The sequence below is a fragment of the Williamsia sp. z71 genome, assembly GCF_059553375.1.
Genome location: NZ_JCANWX010000013.1, coordinates 69,704 through 87,393, shown reverse-complemented (window position 1 = coordinate 87,393; position 17,690 = coordinate 69,704). Strand labels below are relative to the sequence as shown.

Sequence of the window (17,690 nt, the reverse complement as noted above, 5' to 3'; positions counted from 1 at the left end):
TGGGTGTGACCTCGACGGCACGTGACCTTTGGCTGCGCGTGCACGTGCAGCTGATGTCTGTCGCGTCGAAACTGTCTACAAGCTCGTTTGCTCGGTCGGAACGAGCGACTCAGATTGCCGGAAAACCCTTGAAGAGGAGTGCTTTATGCCCGTCTACAGTTGTGCGCTGGGTGGTACGACCTTTGCCTTCGACGGACTCGTCGAGTTGCTTGCGAAAGCAACGCCGGCGCGGAGCGGTGATGAGCTGGCAGGGTGCGCGGCCGAGTCCGGCACTGAACGCGCCGCGGCGCAGTGGGCGCTCGCCGACGTGCCGCTGACGGTGTTCCTGAACGACGCCGTGGTGCCGTACGAGTCCGACGAGGTCACGCGGTTGATCATGGATACCCATGATGCGCAGGCATTCTCGCCCGTGAGGTCGCTCACGGTAGGTGGCCTGCGGGATTGGTTACTCGAAGTGGCCTCCGGCCCGGCGGATGTTGCTGCGGCAACCTTCGCGGCAGTGTCGCGCGGCTTGACACCGGAAATGGTTGCGGCGGTGAGCAAGCTGATGCGCAACCAGGATCTGATCGCGGTCGCCAGTGCGGTTTCGGTGGTGTCGGCGTTCCGGACGACGATCGGCATGCCGGGCACGCTGGCCACCCGGCTACAACCGAATCATCCCACTGACGATCCGGCCGGAATCGCGGCGGCGACGCTGGACGGTTTGCTGCTGGGCTGTGGAGACGCAGTGATCGGAATCAACCCGGCAACCGATTCGCCCCAAGCCACTTTGGAACTACTGACACTGCTCGATGACATTCGGCAGAGGTACGAGATCCCGGTGCAATCGTGCGTGCTGTCACACGTCACGACGACGATTGGTCTGATCGAGGCCGGAGCGCCGGTGGATTTGGTATTCCAATCGATCGCGGGAACCGAGGTCGCCAACAAGGGGTTCGGCGTCGACATCGCTATCTTGCGGGAAGCAAATGAAGCCGGAAAATCACTGCACCGTGGGACGGTGGGGGAGAACGTCATGTACCTGGAAACCGGGCAGGGCTCAGCCCTGTCCGCGGGAGCGCACTTCGGTACCGGTGGCAAGTCGGTGGACCAGCAGACGTTGGAAACCCGGGCGTATGCCATTGCGCGCGAGCTAGATCCGTTGCTCATCAACACTGTTGTCGGGTTCATCGGGCCGGAATACCTGTACGACGGCAAGCAGATTCTGCGGGCCGGCCTCGAGGACCACTTCTGCGGCAAGTTGCTGGGCCTGCCTATGGGAGTGGACGTCTGCTACACCAACCATGCCGAGGCCGATCAGGATGACATGGACAACCTGCTCACGCTGCTCGGCGTGGCGAGGGTGCCGTTCGTGATCACCGTTCCCGGTGCCGACGATGTGATGCTCGGTTACCAAAGTTTGTCGTTCCATGATGCGCTGTATGCGCGTCGCACAATGGGTTTGAAGCCGGCGCCAGAGTTCGAGGCCTGGCTCGATCGTGTCGGCATGCTCGGCGCCGACGGCCGGGTCTTGGATCTGACCCCGGAGGCATCGCCGCTCCGGGCCCTCACTGGCTCGGTGGCCTGATGAGCGAACTATGGGACGTGCTGCGGCTGCGGACCGCCGCGCGCATCGGGCTCGGTCGTGCTGGAGATTCGTTGCCGACAAACCGGGTACTCGAGTTCGCTGCCGCCCATGCCGCGGCGCGGGACGCCGTGCATCAGCCACTCGATGTTGACGCCCTAGCTGCGGAGGTGGCCGGATTGGGGTTGGGAGACCCGGTGATGGTCACCAGTCAGGCCACCGACCGCAGTGAGTATCTGCGTCGACCGGATCTCGGTCGTGCGCCCGCCGATCTGAGCGCACTGACCGAAGCGAATACCGACGTGGGATTTGTGCTGGCCGACGGGCTGTCGCCGGTTGCCCTGTCCGAACATGGGCCGGGTCTGTTGACTGCTTTGAAAGATGAGCTGTCGCCTACCTATTCGATCGCACGGCCGGTCATTGCCACCCAGGCCAGGGTGGCTTTGGGGGATCACATCGGTGCAGCGCAGAAAGTTGGAACGCTGATCGTCATCATCGGTGAGCGACCGGGGCTATCGGTGGCGGACAGCGTCGGCATCTATCTGACCCACTTACCCCGGCCGGGTAAGGCTGATTCCGAGAGGAACTGCATCTCCAACATTCACCCTCCCGGCGGCCTCGGCTACACCGACGCTGCCCGGGTGTGTGCGGCACTCGTCGAGGGCGCGCGCACGCTAGGGCGCAGCGGCGTCGATCTGAAAGACAACAGCCTCGCCATAACCGCAGGCAGATAGGACGGAGGGGCGTCGTACCGGCGGACTAGTCCACCGGCGAGCGCAAAGGAGGCTTCTGGCCTTGGGTAAAGACTAATAGGTTCGCATTACCGTCCATATGGTCTGTTAGGGTTCGAGCATGAAGAGTGAGCAATCCGCGCCCTCAGTCGCTGGCCCCCGTGAGTGGCTGGCCCTGGGGGTCTTGGTTCTTGTCGTGCTGCTGTTAGCCATCGATGGCACAGTGCTCTACCTGGCCGTCCCCTCACTGGTCGACGACCTATCTCCCACAGCTGACCAGGTGCTGTGGATCGGCGATATCTACGCCTTCGTGCTTGCCGGCCTGTTGATCACGATGGGCAACGTCGCCGACCGAGTCGGGCGGAAACGACTCCTGCTGATCGGTAGCGCGGCCTTCGGAGCCGCCTCGGTCTTCGCCGCCTTCGCACCCAATGCTGAGACGTTGATTGCAGCCCGCGCTCTGCTCGGCGTCGCGGGAGCCACGCTGATGCCCTCCACACTGTCGCTGATCCGGAACCTGTTTGCCGACCCCACGCAGCGAACCCGCGCGATCGCGCTCTGGTCAGTAGGGGCCACGGCGGGCGCTGCCCTCGGCCCGCTGGTGGGTGGGCTACTCCTGGAGAACTTCTGGTGGGGATCGGTGTTCCTGATCAACGTGCCGATCATGGCCCTGGCACTGGTCGCCGGTTGGCTCCTGCTTCCGGAGTCCCGTGGCTCGGACAGCCAACGGATCGATCTCCTTTCGTCGGCGCTGTCGATCGTGGCGATTGTGCCCATGGTGTACGCCATCAAGCGTTGGATTGGCAGTGGCCTCGACATCGCGGTACTGCTGGCCGCGGTTGTGGGTCTTTTCGCTGGCTGGGTGTTCGTGCGCCGCCAGAAGACTCTCACGACTCCTTTGCTGGACGTCTCACTGTTTCGATTCCCTGCCTTTTCCGGCGCGGTGGCCGCCAACGCGTTGTCGATCTTTGCTTTCCTGGGCTTGCTGTTCTTCTTCTCCCAATATCTGCAGATGGTGCGCGGCCTCGGCCCCCTCAAGGCCGGACTCTTCGAACTCCCCGCCACGCTCGCATCGATGGCCGTGATCGCGCTCATCGGCTTCATGGTTGCCCGGATGGGCGCCGGCCGCTCCATCGGCATCGGACTCGGTTTGGGCGCACTCGGTCTGGCCGGTATCGGCGCGACCACACTCTGGGACTCGTTCTGGGGATTGGGTGTCTCGCTGGCGGTGGTCGGGCTCGGCATCGGGCTGGCAATGACCCTGTCAACCGACGCAGTCGTCAGCGCGGTACCCAAGGAACGTTCGGGGGCCGCGGCCGGCGTCGCCGAGACCGCCTACGAACTCGGCGGCGCCCTTGGTATTGCCGTACTTGGCTCCATCCAGATCGCAACATACCGTTCGCAACTCGACCTACCCGAAGGCCTGAACGCGGCTGAGGTCACCGCCGTCGAAGACTCCCTGGCCTCGGCCATGGCCGCCGTCGACAACGGCGCCGTGATCGCCGCCGCACAGCAAGCGTTCGCCGCTGCGATGCAATCGACTTCGTTCGTCGCGGCCGCTCTGCTGGTCGTGGCCGCAGTCGTCGCGTGGCGAGTCATTCCCTCGAACCCCGTCAAGGAGGTGCCCGATGACGCAACCGAAGCGAACGTTGGTGCGTGACCGCGAACGCACTCGCCGGATGATCTTGGAAGCGGCTGAACAGGCGATCGAGCAGCAGGGCGCCGGCGTCAGCCTGGCTGAGATCGCCGCACTGGCCGGAGTCACTAAAAGTGGACTCATGCACCATTTCAGGAGCCGAGACGCCCTTCTCCACGCCGTGGTCGACCACACCGTGACCCGTACCTGGGAAGAGGTGCGGGCTCAGGTCGACATCACAGAGAACCGCCCCGGCAAGTTCACCCGTGCTTACGTGCGCGCCTTCACCGGAGGCAGTGACTATCTGACTCGCGCCGCCAGTCCCACTGGTCTGCATGCGGCATTGGGAACCCATATCGCCACCTCTTATAACCACAAAGACCAAGAGGTAGACGCCCTAGCCTGGACAGATGCGTTCGAAGCCGATGGGCTGCCCAAGGCGCGGGCGTTGGCGATCCGGTACGCAGCCGAAGGCCTGGTCGCATCGATGAACTGCGCGTACCTGACCGCTGATGATCTTTTGCAGGTACGGGAAGAACTTTTGGCCCTCACGGAGGTCAGCGCTGACGACGACAATCAAACACCCTAGGAGTGACTAGTGCGCGCATGGATCCTGCCTGAAAACCAAGCCCACATCGAGCTGCACCAAGTGCCTGACCCGCAGCGGCCCCCGGCGAAGTCCTGATCGCCCGTTACCTTTTAGATAGTCCTCGGAATCGGGGGCTGAAGTCGCCAGACCTGGTATGACTTGTTGCCCCTGTCATCCATGATCCGGGGGGGGTGTCGCCAGGTGTGGTGGCGTCGATGGACCGCTGATAGAGACAGTGCCGCTGGTCGTGAGCAGGTCTCGTTGTAACGTGGTGTCGAATATTGACGTCAGATCGGCGACCGGTAGGACCGGACGAAGGATTGCTGGACGGACACGATTTACGCCGTGTTTTGCGGCATTGACGTGGGCAAATCCGAACATCATCCCGTCGGCCTCGACGGTCAAGGCTCTCGCTTGTACGACAAGGGCCTACCCAACGACGAGACCCGGTTGCGGGCGGTATTCGACCAGCTCGCCACGCACGGACCGGTATTGATCGTGGTCGATCAGCCCAACACCAGCGGCGCATTGCCGGTCACGGTAACCCGCGCGTGAAAGGCCATCAGGTGGCGTATCTGCCGGGTCTGTCAATGCGCCGGATCGCTGATCTGTTTCCCGGGCAAGCCAAAACCGATGCCCATGATGCGTTCATCATCGCCGACACCGCCGAACCATCCCTCACACTCTGCGCAGAGTCGATACCGGCGTGCCTCGTCGGGTTTGTTGCCCGAGACCACCGGGACCGAGGGTGGTCTGCGGAGATTTCAGCGGTGTCGGTCGAAAGTGAGAGTTTTCCCAGTTGCTGATTCGTCCCGCGTCGCCGCAGCTGGTGCATTTCCAGGCAATGGGACCGTCGACCTGGGCGCGGAGAATGGAGATCCGTTGGTGACGAAATAAGTTGTGCGACAATTGGATTTTCTAACGAAGAATACGTTAACTAAGCTTGACAACGCGTTGGTCGGATTCATCCTTCATCGATCGCATACCCATCTCTTGTCCCGCAAACAAGGTTGTGTTCCTTGTGTAGGACACTCATTGCGTGACTCGCAGCGAGACAGCAGAAGGCTTGCCCCCGGTTCTCTACCACTACACGGAATCAGGGGGCTTGCAGGGGATCCTCGGACCTGGGAAGGGCCCCTTCATTGTTGAGTTCCCCAATGATGACTTGAAGTTCCGCTACCAGGGCGATCACAACCTGTACACGAACGGGAAGGCGGCGCTGTTTCGTGCGACGGACGTTCGGTACATGAACGATTTTCAGGAACTGGTTTTCGGTGCCAGGATCTTGAACGAGCGTTTGACGAACGCTGCCAAGGAGAGCGGTCTCGACGAGGCCCTGCGGGCGGCGTTTGTATCGGTTGCGAAGGTGTTCGACCCAGACAACGTGTTTGTCTGGCCTTTCCGCTGCTTCGCAGTGTGCTTCTGTGAGAATGGCGACTTACTGAGCCAGTGGCGCGGATATGCCGGCGGCGTCGGCGGATTCTCGATCGGGTTCCCACGCCAAGTTCTTGCCGAGTACTCCTTCGGCATTCACCTGATGGCCGCTGGGAACATCCATGATCTGGCGAGCCCGGCGCAGCTTGTCCGGGTCGCATATGGCGAGGACGACTCGCTCACCCGGGCTGATGAACTGATCCAAGCTATCAAGAACGAACGCCGACACGGCAAGTTGCTCGTCGACCGCGACGGTATTCCCGGTTTCGCGGTCGCAATGGCCGCGTTTCGTGCGATCGCCGGCATGAAGCATCGAGCCTTCAAAGAAGAACGAGAGTGGCGACTCTTAGCGGTCTCCGATGCTAACCGGCAGGTGCGAACGAAAAGTCGCACCAACGGCGTGGTGCCGTACATGGACGTGGTCGTGAACGCCCGGCTGAGAGTTGACACGAAAGAGGTTGCCGAAAAGCCCTTGGCCAAAGTGTTTGTAGGGCCGGCGGAGCCCACGCAGTCGAAGGGCCAAATTCTGGCAGTCAGGGACCTGTTGAAGTCTCGTGGAATGTGGGGGTTCGGCGACGTCCCGGTGGAACCGTCTGAGGCTCCATTCCGGTCGTGAGGTGCTCAGGGACCGACTGGTGCGTCCAAACGAACACACGCCGGGTCGGGAGCTACCAGAGGGGGCCTCGAACGATCACGTCTGCAGCCGGTCGCGCGTCACCGGGCGCAATTGTGGGGCATGTTGCGTCATTGGTGACGAAACAGGTGGCTATGCCATTGATTTAGCCGATAACCTAACCTTACGTCGTCGCCCGGGAACTAGAGTTCACGTCCCGTTGGGGCTGCCTCGAAGACGTTCGACGTCGGTTGCAGATGTGCTCGTTGCCTCAGCTGTCCGTGGTGGCTCGACGAATCGTGATTGTCGCTCGGCGTGCGCCAGAGGATCGGGCGGCTGGTAGCGGGTGTACTTGGTTGCTTTCTCGGTCTCACGAACCTGTCGAGGGCTGATTTGGAGGCGGGTCGGTGACCAGTGTCCGTCATGTCGCCGACCTCGGCTTTTCGGCACACAGGCAACTTTGCCCGTGAGAAATCCGTTCAGTGGCGTGACGGGCGCGGAGCAGGGCTCGATCCGTGCTGAGCGGCGTTAGCAGTCGGGTCACGGCGCTCAAGGTTCGTCGCTCACCAGATCGGTTACGGCGGAGGCAATTTCCCGGCCGTGTCCGGCCCAGATGGTGTATTTGTGCCGAGGTATGGCCGCTCGCTGAATCGTAAATTTGGCCGCCGAGTCAGGGCTGACTGCTGAATCTCCTGCGTACCCACTGCGTACCGGCTGCACAGCCTTTACTTTAGTCATCCTAAGCACTGCTGTGACCTGCGGTTTTGTGCCCTCGGTTAAGACTCACTCAGAATGGGCGTTCGTCAGACTTCCTGCATACCCGCTGCGTACCGGTTCTGTTAGCGGTCCTATGCACCGCTTGTGACCTGCGGTTTTGTGCCCCCGGTCAGACTCGAACTGACACTGGACGGGTTTTGAATCCGTTGCCTCTGCCAATTGGGCTACGGGGGCTCGTCGCAGAAGTCACTTTAGAGGACAGGCCTCACGCCAACCAAACCGGTACTGTTGCGTCACATCGTCGCGGGGGAAGTAGCGTGTATTGCTGCTGGTCCGCGCTGGTGGCCAGGCGATTTTTCAATGTGGAGGTGGACTGATGGCGACAACGGACGCGATTGCAGCCAAGGGCGGGGAGTCCGCACCCTCGACGTGTCGGGTTCTGGTTGCCGAGGATGACTCCTTGATCCGGATGGATCTGATCGAGATGCTCCGGGAAGAGGGGTATGACGTCGTGGGGGAGGCGCCGAACGGTCAGGTCGCGGTCGACCTCACCGAGGAACTCCGCCCCGATCTGGTGATCATGGATGTGAAGATGCCGGTGCGCGACGGGATCGACGCCGCGGCTGAGATCGCCCGCAAGCGGTTGGCGGCGGTCGTCATGCTGACGGCGTTCAGTCAGCGCGAGTTCGTCGAGAAGGCCCGCGATGCCGGGGCGATGGCATACCTGGTCAAGCCGTTCACCAAGGCCGACCTGGTGCCGGCCATCGAGGTGGCGGTCAGTCGCTACAACGAGCTCCATGTACTGGAGCGTGACGTCGCAGACCTGACCGAGCGGCTCGAGATCCGCAAATTGGTGGAGCGGGCGAAGGGCATTTTGATGCAGTCACACGCCTTCACCGAGCCCGAGGCGTTCAAGTGGATCCAGCGGGCGGCGATGGATCGCCGGACAACCATGAAGGCTGTCGCCGAAGTGGTCATCGAAACTCTGGGAACGAAGCCGAGCTGATCTCGTAGAGAACGACTTTCGCGATCGTGAAGTCAGATTGAACCAGCCGAGGTCTCGAATTGATCACGGCAGGCTCTCAGAGGCTGTAGTTTCACGAACGTTACTCGCGGGCAACACGTTGGCGCTAGCTTTACCCCAGCAAGCGTCGGTCGTATGCGTCGTCGATGGCGCGCCGCGCTTTGTGGATGTACCGCGAGGAGAATATTGATGGCTCATAGATATCTCTTGAGGGGAACGGTGGCGCTGGCTGTAACAGCCATGGCGCTGGCCGGATGTAGTAGCGACGATGACTCGTCGGAAGAGGCGTCGCCGAGCGGATCGGAGACCACGACCACCACTGATTGTGGCGACAACGTCCCCCAGGCCACACCTGGCCCGGTGAGCACCGCCCCCTTGAAGATCGGCACGTTGCTTCCCGCGACGGGCTCCCTGGCATTCCTCGGCCCGCCTGAGTTCGCGGGCGTGGCACTTGCCATCCAAGACATCAACGCCGCCGGCGGCGTCCTCGACAAGCCCGTCGAAGAGGTCAACGGCGATTCCGGTGACACCACCACCGACACCGCAAGCGCCACCGTCGACCGCCAGCTCGCGGCCGGCACCCAGGTGATCGTCGGTGCGGCGTCATCGTCTGTGTCGCTGAAGGTGATCGACAAGGTCGCCAGCGCCGGCGCGGTGATGTTCTCGCCGGCCAACACGTCGGACGAGTTCACCTGCTACGCCGACAAGGGCATGTACTTCCGTACGGCCCCCGCCGACACCCTGCAGGCCCAGGCCCTGGCCCAGGTCATCGCCGAAGGTGGCGTGCAGCGCGTCTCGATCCTGGCGATGAACGACCCGTACGGCACCGGCCTGGCCTCCAACACGGTCGCTGACCTGGAAGCTGCCGGCATTCCGTCCGACCAGATCCAGAAGATCATCTACGACCCCAATGCCCAGTCGTTCAACGCTGAGGTCGACCAGGTGAAGAACTTCAATCCCGATGGCATCGCCATCATCGGATTCGAGGAAAGCGCCAAGATCCTCACCCGCATGAACGAGGTGGGCATCGGACCGAAGGACAAACTGGTCTTCGGTGTCGACGGCAACATGGGTAACGCACTGGGTGAGTCGGTGGGCGCCGGAATCCTCGCGGGGATGAAGGGCACCACACCGCTGACCGAGGTCGGCCCGGACTTCGAAGGCCGCCTGCTGGCCGTCGATCCCGGCCTGATCGACTTCAACTACGCCGGTGAAAGCTATGACGCAGTGGTGATCTCGGCCTTGGCGGCGGAAATCGCCAAGTCGACCAACGGTCAGTCGATCGCTTCGGAGATCAACAACGTGACCAAGGACGGCACCAAGTGCACGACTTATGAAGAGTGCCTGGCACTCGTCCAGGCCGGCACCGACATCGACTACGACGGTGTCACAGGTGAATTGGCATTCGTCACCGCCGGTGAACCGTCGATCGGTTCGTACGGTGTCCTCGAGTTCGACGCCGACAACAAGCTGATCACCCCGGTCGCCGACTTCAAGGTGGTGTCCGACACCTGATCGCGGGTAGCGGCAGATAAATAACCCAATAGGAAAGGGGCCCAGGTCGAAAGACCTGGGCCCCTTTCTTTGTCGTTGTCGAGAGTGGTTACTTCTTCTCGGAGCTGCCGGCCAGGGTCCCGAGGTACAGCTCGATGATCTTGGGATCATTGGCGAGATTGGTGCCGGTGTCGGTGTAGGCGTTGCGACCCTGATCGAGCACATAGCCTCGGTCGCAGATCTGCAGGCAGCGACGGGCATTCTGCTCCACCAGGACCACGGATACCCCCGTGGCGTTGATCTTCTTGATCCGGATGAACACCTCGTCCTGGAACATCGGTGACAGCCCCGCCGACGGCTCGTCGAGCAGCAGCACCGACGGCTCCATCATCAGTGCGCGGCCCATGGCCACCATCTGACGTTCGCCCCCGGACAACGCACCGGCCTTGACCTTGCGCCGTTCGGAGAGAAGGGGGAACAACTCCGAGACGAAGTCGAACCGCTCGTTGAACTTCTTGGGCCGCAGATAGATTCCCATCTCGAGGTTTTCCTCGATGGTCAGCGCCGAGAACACATTCAAGGTCTGCGGTACGTAGCCGACGCCCTTGGTCACCAGCACGTGCGCCTTGGCGGACGTGATGTCGTCGCCGCGCAGGGTCACCGATCCGACGCGCACGGGGATGAGACCGAACAGCGACTTGAGGAGGGTGGATTTGCCGGCGCCGTTGGGGCCGATGATGCCGACGATCTCACCGTCGTCGAGATAGAAGTTGCAGCCCTCCAGGATGTTGATGCCCGGCAGATAACCCGCGGTGATGTCGTCGGCCCGGAGCAGCGCATTCTCGGCGTCCCTGCGATGTGCCTCGGGGGTCGCGGCGAACTCTGCGTGGGTCAACGTCCGTTCCGGCGGGGTCTCACCGGGTTTCGACATGTCCGGCCCGTTCATGGTGTGTCCTTTCGGTCCGGGTCGTCAGCTTTTTTCTCGAGCTTTTTCTCGGGTTCGGTGATGACCGGTTCGGACAGGTCGCCGCCGGCCTGCAGGGTTTCCTCGATGGCCGCCTGGACTTCTTCGGCAAGAACCGCGGTCTCACCGACGGGGTTGCCCTCGTCGTCGAACTCCAGTGCCTGATCGTGATGGCCACCGAGGTAGGCGTCCACCACCGCCGAATTGTCGCCCAGACGTCCGGGGAGCGACTCCGCGATCACCTTGCCCTGCGCCATCACCACCACCCAGTCGCTGATCTCACGGATCACATCCATGTCGTGTTCGACGAAGACCACGCTCATGCCCTCGTCGCGCAGTGACTTGATGTGTTCGAGCAGGCTCTGGGTCAGGGCCGGATTGACGCCGGCCATCGGCTCGTCGAGCATGATGACCTCAGGGTTGGTCATCAGTGCGCGGGCCATCTCCAGCAACTTGCGCTGGCCGCCGGACAACGAGCCGGCGTAGTCGTCGGCCTTTGCGTCCAGCTTGAATCGCTTGAGCAATTCGTATGCGCGCTCGGTGGTTTCGGTTTCCTGCTTGCGCCACAACCACGGTGCCAGCGCGGCGAACATGTGCTCGCCCGTTTGGTGGCGGGCGCCGAGACGAACGTTGTCGAGTACTGACAATTTCGAGAGCGCCTTTGTCAGCTGGAAGGTGCGGACCATGCCGTTGCGAGCAACCCGGTGCGGCACAACGTTTCCCATTTCCCGGCCGTTGAGCGCCCAGGTACCGGTATCGGGTTTGTCGAAACCGGTGATCAGATTGAAGAACGTGGTCTTGCCGGCACCGTTGGGGCCGATCAGACCGGTGATGCAACCCCGCTGGATCTCCAGATGTTCGACGTCGACGGCCTTGAGGCCACCGAAGGTGCGGGTGATCCCGTCGACGGTGATGATCGGGTCGGGTTTGGCCGAGCCGGGCTCGGGCGTGACCGACTCGAAGATCGCGGCGCGTTCGGCGGCCGAGAACCTCTTGAGTTCGGCGAGCGTGGCCGGAGCGGCGTCTGCGGTCAGGGTGGTCGACTCGCCTGCGGGCACATCACCGGCAGGGTCGGGCTTCAGATGGCGTCCATCAGGCATCGAGTTGCACCTCCCGCTTGTTACCCAGTATTCCCTGCGGTCTGAAGACCATCATCAGCGCAATGGCCAATCCCAACAAGACGTAGCGGATGGCACCGACCTGCTGCTGGCTCAGATCGAACCAGGCGTCCGGACCGGTGGTGACCTGGCGGAGCAGGGCATCGGGGATGGCGAGCAGGAACCAGAACAACATCGCACCGACCACCGGGCCGAATACCGTTGCAGCGCCACCGAGGATCAGCGCGCCGTAGGCGAAGAACGTCTGCGCGGTGGAGTAGAAGTCGGGGTTGATCGATTGCGTTTGAATCGCGTTGTAGACACCCGCGATACCGCCGATGCACCCGCCGAGGATGAGCGCCTGCATCTTGTAGAGATAGGCGTTCTTGCCGAGCGAACGGGCGGCGTCCTCGTCCTCGCGGACCGCTTTGAGCACGCGGCCCCACGGGCTGCGGACGAGCAGCCACACCAGCAGGCAGAGCAGCAACACGATGGACCAGCCGACCACCATCGCCCACAGGTCGGTGCCCTGGAACTTGACCCCGAGGAACGAATACTGCTTGCCGTTCTCGAACGGGCTGTACTCGAAGAACCCGCCGGCATAACCGAAGATGCCGTTGGTGGAGTGGGTCAGGTCGTCAGCGGCGGTGGAGCGGAAGATCAATCGCAGGATCTCCGATGCGGCGATGGTGACGATCGCCAGATAGTCCGCTCGCAGGCGCAGGGTGGGGAAGCCCAGGACCAGGGCCAGGACGCCGGCGGCGATGATGCCCACGAGCGCACCGATCCACAGCGGCTGATCATAGTTCTCGGCCATGATGCCGACGCCGTAGGCGCCGAGGAGGGCAAAGCCGATCTGACCGAAGTTGAGCAGTCCGGCGTAACCGAAGTGCAGGTTGAGGCCGATGGCCAAGAGCGCGTAGAAGATCGCCGATGGGCCGACCAATTGGGCAACCGAGATCTGAAGTGCCGAAATGATATCCATGTGTCAGCCGATCCTCGCTTTGGACCCGAGAATGCCCTGGGGTCGGATGGTGAGAATGACGATGAGGACCAACAGGCCTCCGATGTATTTGAGGTCCGGGTCGATCCAGTACGTCGAGAGCTGCACCAGCAGACCGACGATCACACAGCCCAGGAGCGCACCATAGGCCGTGCCGAGGCCGCCGAGGGTGATGCCCGCAAACATGAGCAGCAACAGCTTGAATCCCATCTCCCATTGGACACGTCCACCGAGTTCGGACATCGCGAAGAGCACACCGCCGAGCGTCGCCAGAGCACCGGCCAGCGACCACACGAACAGGATCACGCGGTCGACGTTGATACCGGAGGAGGCAGCGAGATCTTTGTTGTCGGCGACGGCTCGCATCGCCTTGCCAATCCGGGTCTTCTGCAACATGACCGCCACCAGGAGTAGGACGACGAGGCTGATGATGATGCACCACAGGTTGACCGGGGTGATCGCGAAAGCACCTGACCCGATCTGTTTCTGCACCTGGTAGTCGTCGAGCGGTTCGGCGCGGTCGGAGAAGAAGATCAGGATGAGGTACCGCATGATCAAGGCCAGACCGATCGAGACCACCAGCATCGCGATCAGACCGGAGCGTCGTCGACGCAGTGGTCTCCAGATGCCGAGCTCGTTGAGCATGCCGATCCCGATGCCGACGATGATCGCGAGGATGGTCGCCGGGATGAGGTGGATCTCCATCTTGACGTTGAAGAACCAGGCGACCACCGCACCGAGGGTGACCAGCTCGCCGTGGGCGAAGTTGGTCAGGCCGGTGGTGCCGAAGATCAGGCTCAATCCCACCCCACAGATGGCGATGATCAGGCCGAACCGCAGACCGTCGATCGTGAGCCGGGTGAGTTCTTCGGCCGCGGAGATCTCGGTACTGGTCCGTTCTTCACCGAACAGGAAGATCACCGGTCGCGGAGAGCCTTGGGTGACGGTGACCGGCACAGTGTCCTTCTGGACCTCGACGCCACTCGGGATCGTGGTCTTCTCGATGACGACCGTGTAGGTACCCGGCGGCACGAACACTTCCCAGACGCCGGTTGCGGCGGAGACGGTGGACTCGACGGTCACACCGGACTGGTCTTTCGCATCGACTTGGACTCCGGCAACAGGTTCAGAACCGTTGCGCAGGGTGCCGAACACGCGCACGGTGTCATCGTCGGCGGGAGCCTCTGGAGCGGCCGAGGCCAGGCCGGAGCCCATCAGCCCGGCGAACATGAGTGAGATCAGCAGAGCAAGTAATGCTCCTGCACCCCATCTGGCTCCAAAGACCCTTACCCGTTGAGCAGGATGGGGCATCACGCGTGTGTCCTCCCGAAAAATGGTCAGCGCCCGGCCATGGCCGGGCGGCGGAAAGTCATCCTTGCGGACTCTATAGCCAGCGGTCGCGCTCGGCAGGCTTTAGAAGTTTCCTCGCCGTTACTGTTGAGTAACCGAGTTCGTGACCTCGACTAATGATGAAAAATTGGGAGTTTCTGGCCCGTAAGGCAAGGCCTGTCAGGGCCGCTCCATACACTTGGACCCGTGAGTCCTGCCCAAACCAGTCAGCCCGGCCGTGCAACGGCGAAGTCCCCAACCCAATCGGGTGATCGCCCGACCTTGATGTTGCTCGACGGTCATTCACTGGCGTTCCGCGCGTTCTTCGCGTTGCCGGCAGAGAACTTCAAAACCGCTTCGGGTCAGACCACCAACGCGGTATACGGATTCACCTCGATGCTCATCAACCTGTTGCGCGATGAGGCGCCGTCGCACATCGCGGCCGCATTCGACGTCTCCCGGCAGACGTTTCGTGCCGAGGTGTTCCCCGCCTACAAGGCGCAGCGCAGCTCTGCCCCCGACGAGTTCCGCGGCCAGGTCGATCTGACCAAAGATGTCCTGGGCGCCATGGGGATTCCGGTCTTCGCGCAGGAGGGCTACGAAGCCGACGACATCATCGCCACCCTGACCACGCGGGCCGAGGCACTCGGGTACCGCGTGCTGGTGGTCACCGGCGACCGCGACGCGCTCCAACTCGTCAGCGACAACGTCACCGTGCTCTACCCCAAGCGCGGTGTCTCCGAGCTGACGCGTTTCACGCCGGAAGAGGTCGAGGCCAAGTACGGCCTCACGCCGGCCCAGTACCCGGACTTCGCGGCATTGCGCGGCGACCCGTCCGACAACCTGCCCGGCATCCCCGGGGTGGGGGAGAAGACGGCCACCAAGTGGATCCGTGAGTACGGCTCGCTCTCGTCATTGGTCGACAACGCGGACAAGATCAAAGGCAAAGTCGGCGAATCGTTTCGGACGCACCTGGCCAATGTTCAGATGAACCGCCAACTGACCGAACTGGTCCGCGACATGGACCTGCCCTTCGGGCCGGACGACCTGGTGCTCGCACCGTGGGATCGCGACAAGATCCATCAGCTCTTCGACGACCTCGAGTTCCGCGTCCTGCGTGACCGGCTGTTCACCACGCTGTCGTCGGCCGAGCCGGAAGCCGAATCCGGCTTCGACCTGCGCGGCACCGTGCTGGGCGCCGGCCAGGTCTCCGCCTGGCTGAACGCGCACGCCGCTCCCGGGGGCGCCCGCGCCGGACTGACCGTGCTCGGGCCGCGTCAGGTCTACGGCTCGGACGTCACCGGCATCGCGATCGCGGCCGCCGACGGGGAGTCGGCCTACTTCGACCCCGCAGAAATCGGTCCCGACGACGAGAAGGCCGTCGCCGAGTGGCTGGCGGATGCCAACGTGCCCAAGGCGATTCACGAGGCGAAGTGGGCGTTCCACGCGCTGCGTGGCCGCGACTGGCAGCTCGGCGGTGTCACCAGTGACACCTCGCTGGCCGCCTACCTGGTGCGTCCGGGGCAACGCTCGTTCAACCTCGACGACCTCGCGCTGCGTTACCTCAAGCGTGAGCTCGTCGCCGATGCGGTGGCCGACGACGGGCAGATGTCTCTGCTCGACGAGGACTCCGGCGCGCAGGCCGCCGCCGACCAGGCGATGCTCCAGGCCCAGGCGGTGGCGGAGCTGGCCGATCGGTTCGACGAAGAACTGGCGAAGATCGATTCGGGTTCGTTGCTCACCGACATGGAGCTGCCGCTGCTGTTCGTGCTGGCCGAGCTCGAGGCCGCCGGAATCGCCGTCGACACCGCACATCTCGAAGAACTGGAGTCGGGTTTTGCTGCGCGGGTGCGGCAATCGGCCGAGCTGGCCTATGAGGTGATCGGGAAGCAGATCAATCTTGGGTCGCCGAAGCAGCTGCAGGTCGTGCTGTTCGACGAGCTGGAGATGCCGAAGACGAAGAAGACCAAGACCGGGTACACGACCGACGCCGACGCGCTGGCCGGACTGTTCGAGAAGACCGGTCACCCGTTCCTCGAGCACCTGCTGGCCCACCGCGATGCCACCCGTCTCAAGGTCACCGTCGACGGCCTGCTCAAGACGGTTGCCGACGACGGCCGGATCCACACCACCTTCAACCAGACCGTGGCCGCGACCGGCCGGTTGTCGTCCACCGATCCGAACCTGCAGAACATCCCGGTGCGTACCGACGCCGGTCGCCAGATCCGCCAGGGCTTTGTGGTCGGCGCCGGGTACGAGAGTCTGATGACCGCCGACTACAGCCAGATCGAGATGCGGATCATGGCGCACCTGTCCGGTGACGCAGGCCTGATCGAGGCCTTCAACACGGGGGAGGACCTGCACAGCTTCGTCGGGTCGCGAGCGTTCGGTGTGCCGATCGAGGAGGTCACGCCCGACATGCGGCGGCGGGTCAAGGCGATGAGCTACGGCCTGGCCTACGGACTGAGTGCATTCGGACTCTCGCAGCAGCTCAAGATCAGCACCGGCGAGGCCAAGGACCAGATGGAGGCGTACTTCACGCGCTTCGGTGGTGTGCGGGACTACCTGCGGGAAACGGTCGAAGAGGCCAGGCGCAACGAATACACATCCACCCTGTTCGGCCGTCGGCGGTACCTGCCCGACCTCAACAGCGACAACCGCCAGCGTCGCGATGTGGCCGAGCGTGCCGCGCTGAACGCGCCGATCCAGGGCACCGCCGCCGACATCATCAAGGTCGCGATGATCGACGTGCAGAAGGCGCTCGCGGAGCAGGGTCTGACCTCGCGGATGCTGCTGCAGGTCCACGACGAACTCGTCTTCGAGGTCGCCGCCGGTGAGCAGGACCGTCTCGAGGAGCTGGTCCGGGCCAAGATGGGTGGTGCGATCGAGCTGTCCGTACCGCTCGATGTGTCGATCGGTTACGGCCGTTCGTGGGATGACGCCGCGCACTAGGTGCAAACTATTTCTGCGGGCCTGTCGATCCGGTTGATGCTCGTTCGACGAAGGGTTGAGGGCAACCGAACCTCGAAATTCCCTACCGAATGAGGAGAAGGCAATGCGAATCATGATGATCATGCGCGACACGCAGGAAGCGATCGACGCGAGCAAAGAGGTCCCCTTCGACGAGATCATCGCGGCGATGGGGGCGTACAACGAAAAGTTGATCAAGGCCGGGGTGTTGCTGGCCGGTGAAGGTCTGACGGATCCCTCGGAGGGCCTGGTGGTCGACTTCGCCTCGGATCCGCCGGTGGTGACCGACGGACCATACGCCGAGGCCAAAGAGCTGTTCAGCGGCTTCTGGATCATCGAGGTCTCGAGTAAGGAAGAGGCCGCGCAGTGGGCCTCGCAGTGTCCGCTGGGGCCGGGTAGCAAGCTCGAGTTGCGCCGGGTGCACGGTCCCGAGGACTTCCCGCAGGACAACGAGTGGATCCAGAAGGAAGAGCGGTGGCGCGAAGAACTGGACCAGAAGTCCAGCTGAGCTGACGCCGGTGAGCC

At 62.9% G+C, this 17,690-nt stretch carries 13 protein-coding genes, 1 tRNA gene and 1 pseudogene; 10 read left to right on the top strand and 5 right to left on the bottom strand.

Annotation, left to right across the window (positions count from 1 at the left end; all coding sequences use genetic code 11):
• Nucleotides 1-145 precede the first annotated feature (145 nt).
• The 6 genes and pseudogenes from AC51GR_RS24510 to AC51GR_RS24485 all read left to right on the top strand — a co-directional run bounded on the left by AC51GR_RS24510 (nucleotide 146) and on the right by AC51GR_RS24485 (nucleotide 6,570).
• Nucleotides 146-1,567 (top strand): ethanolamine ammonia-lyase subunit EutB, encoded by a 1,422-nt coding sequence (locus AC51GR_RS24510; RefSeq protein ID WP_496327260.1) that lies wholly within the window; start codon nucleotides 146-148, stop codon nucleotides 1,565-1,567.
• Entirely contained in the window at nucleotides 1,567-2,298 is a 732-nt protein-coding gene (eutC, locus tag AC51GR_RS24505; RefSeq protein WP_496327259.1) for an ethanolamine ammonia-lyase subunit EutC, read from the top strand. The genes AC51GR_RS24510 and eutC overlap by 1 nt, the downstream gene beginning before the upstream one ends.
• A 118-nt stretch (nucleotides 2,299-2,416) precedes the next feature.
• On the top strand, nucleotides 2,417-3,955 hold the full coding sequence (locus tag AC51GR_RS24500) for an MFS transporter (protein WP_496327258.1): 1,539 nt from the start codon (nucleotides 2,417-2,419) through the stop codon (nucleotides 3,953-3,955).
• Nucleotides 3,924-4,520, top strand: a complete 597-nt coding sequence (locus tag AC51GR_RS24495; protein WP_496327257.1) for a TetR/AcrR family transcriptional regulator — start codon at nucleotides 3,924-3,926, stop codon at nucleotides 4,518-4,520. Before AC51GR_RS24500 ends, AC51GR_RS24495 begins: the two co-directional genes overlap by 32 nt.
• Nucleotides 4,521-4,856: 336 nt before the next feature.
• Nucleotides 4,857-5,220 (top strand): annotated as a pseudogene (locus tag AC51GR_RS24490) (IS110 family transposase); the annotation flags it as partial.
• Between the two features lie 339 nt (nucleotides 5,221-5,559).
• Entirely contained in the window at nucleotides 5,560-6,570 is a 1,011-nt protein-coding gene (locus AC51GR_RS24485; RefSeq protein WP_496327256.1) for a DUF2971 domain-containing protein, read from the top strand.
• An 874-nt stretch (nucleotides 6,571-7,444) separates the two neighbouring features.
• On the opposite strand, the gene AC51GR_RS24480 is transcribed toward AC51GR_RS24485, so the two are convergent.
• Nucleotides 7,445-7,518 (bottom strand) — tRNA-Leu (locus tag AC51GR_RS24480).
• A 142-nt stretch (nucleotides 7,519-7,660) separates the two neighbouring features.
• On the opposite strand from AC51GR_RS24480, the gene AC51GR_RS24475 reads away from it, so the two are divergent.
• Nucleotides 7,661-8,290, top strand: a complete 630-nt coding sequence (locus AC51GR_RS24475; RefSeq protein ID WP_496327255.1) for an ANTAR domain-containing response regulator — start codon at nucleotides 7,661-7,663, stop codon at nucleotides 8,288-8,290.
• Between the two features lie 207 nt (nucleotides 8,291-8,497).
• Nucleotides 8,498-9,823, top strand: coding sequence for an ABC transporter substrate-binding protein (locus AC51GR_RS24470; protein ID WP_496327254.1), 1,326 nt, complete (start codon nucleotides 8,498-8,500; stop codon nucleotides 9,821-9,823).
• Nucleotides 9,824-9,911: 88 nt separating this feature from the next.
• On the opposite strand, the gene AC51GR_RS24465 is transcribed toward AC51GR_RS24470, so the two are convergent.
• The 4 genes from AC51GR_RS24465 to AC51GR_RS24450 are packed head-to-tail and all read right to left on the bottom strand — an operon-like array spanning nucleotide 9,912 to nucleotide 14,096.
• Nucleotides 9,912-10,748, bottom strand: coding sequence for an ABC transporter ATP-binding protein (locus AC51GR_RS24465; protein ID WP_496327253.1), 837 nt, complete (start codon nucleotides 10,746-10,748; stop codon nucleotides 9,912-9,914).
• Entirely contained in the window at nucleotides 10,745-11,866 is a 1,122-nt protein-coding gene (locus AC51GR_RS24460) for an ABC transporter ATP-binding protein (protein WP_496327252.1), read from the bottom strand. Before AC51GR_RS24460 ends, AC51GR_RS24465 begins: the two co-directional genes overlap by 4 nt.
• Nucleotides 11,859-12,848, bottom strand: a complete 990-nt coding sequence (locus tag AC51GR_RS24455) for a branched-chain amino acid ABC transporter permease (protein ID WP_496327251.1) — start codon at nucleotides 12,846-12,848, stop codon at nucleotides 11,859-11,861. The genes AC51GR_RS24460 and AC51GR_RS24455 overlap by 8 nt, the downstream gene beginning before the upstream one ends.
• A gap of 3 nt (nucleotides 12,849-12,851) precedes the next feature.
• Nucleotides 12,852-14,096 carry a branched-chain amino acid ABC transporter permease gene (locus tag AC51GR_RS24450; RefSeq protein WP_496327250.1) on the bottom strand — a complete coding sequence of 415 codons (1,245 nt, stop codon included), beginning with the start codon at nucleotides 14,094-14,096 and terminating at the stop codon, nucleotides 12,852-12,854.
• 306 nt (nucleotides 14,097-14,402) lie between these two features.
• Here AC51GR_RS24450 and polA point away from each other — a divergent pair, with 306 nt between their 5' ends.
• Both polA and AC51GR_RS24440 read left to right on the top strand, forming a co-directional pair.
• Complete coding sequence (polA, locus tag AC51GR_RS24445) at nucleotides 14,403-17,147, top strand: DNA polymerase I (RefSeq protein WP_496327249.1); 2,745 nt, start codon at nucleotides 14,403-14,405, stop codon at nucleotides 17,145-17,147.
• 103 nt (nucleotides 17,148-17,250) lie between these two features.
• Nucleotides 17,251-17,673: a YciI family protein gene (locus AC51GR_RS24440; RefSeq protein ID WP_496327248.1), complete on the top strand. Its 423-nt coding sequence runs from the start codon at nucleotides 17,251-17,253 to the stop codon at nucleotides 17,671-17,673.
• The last annotated feature ends 17 nt before the right edge of the window (nucleotides 17,674-17,690 follow it).

Excerpts from the sequence above, each read along its gene's own strand:
- AC51GR_RS24450 (WP_496327250.1), bottom strand. The coding sequence starts at position 14,096 with ATGTTCGCCGGGCTGATGGGCTCCGGCCTGGCCTCGGCCGCTCCAGAG.
- AC51GR_RS24495 (WP_496327257.1), top strand. The coding sequence starts at position 3,924 with ATGACGCAACCGAAGCGAACGTTGGTGCGTGACCGCGAACGCACTCGC.
- AC51GR_RS24460 (WP_496327252.1), bottom strand. The coding sequence starts at position 11,866 with ATGCCTGATGGACGCCATCTGAAGCCCGACCCTGCCGGTGATGTGCCC.
- AC51GR_RS24440 (WP_496327248.1), top strand. The coding sequence starts at position 17,251 with ATGCGAATCATGATGATCATGCGCGACACGCAGGAAGCGATCGACGCG.
- AC51GR_RS24470 (WP_496327254.1), top strand. The coding sequence starts at position 8,498 with ATGGCTCATAGATATCTCTTGAGGGGAACGGTGGCGCTGGCTGTAACA.
- eutC (WP_496327259.1), top strand. The coding sequence starts at position 1,567 with ATGAGCGAACTATGGGACGTGCTGCGGCTGCGGACCGCCGCGCGCATC.
- AC51GR_RS24455 (WP_496327251.1), bottom strand. The coding sequence starts at position 12,848 with ATGGATATCATTTCGGCACTTCAGATCTCGGTTGCCCAATTGGTCGGC.
- AC51GR_RS24510 (WP_496327260.1), top strand. The coding sequence starts at position 146 with ATGCCCGTCTACAGTTGTGCGCTGGGTGGTACGACCTTTGCCTTCGAC.
- AC51GR_RS24500 (WP_496327258.1), top strand. The coding sequence starts at position 2,417 with ATGAAGAGTGAGCAATCCGCGCCCTCAGTCGCTGGCCCCCGTGAGTGG.
- AC51GR_RS24465 (WP_496327253.1), bottom strand. The coding sequence starts at position 10,748 with ATGAACGGGCCGGACATGTCGAAACCCGGTGAGACCCCGCCGGAACGG.
- AC51GR_RS24475 (WP_496327255.1), top strand. The coding sequence starts at position 7,661 with ATGGCGACAACGGACGCGATTGCAGCCAAGGGCGGGGAGTCCGCACCC.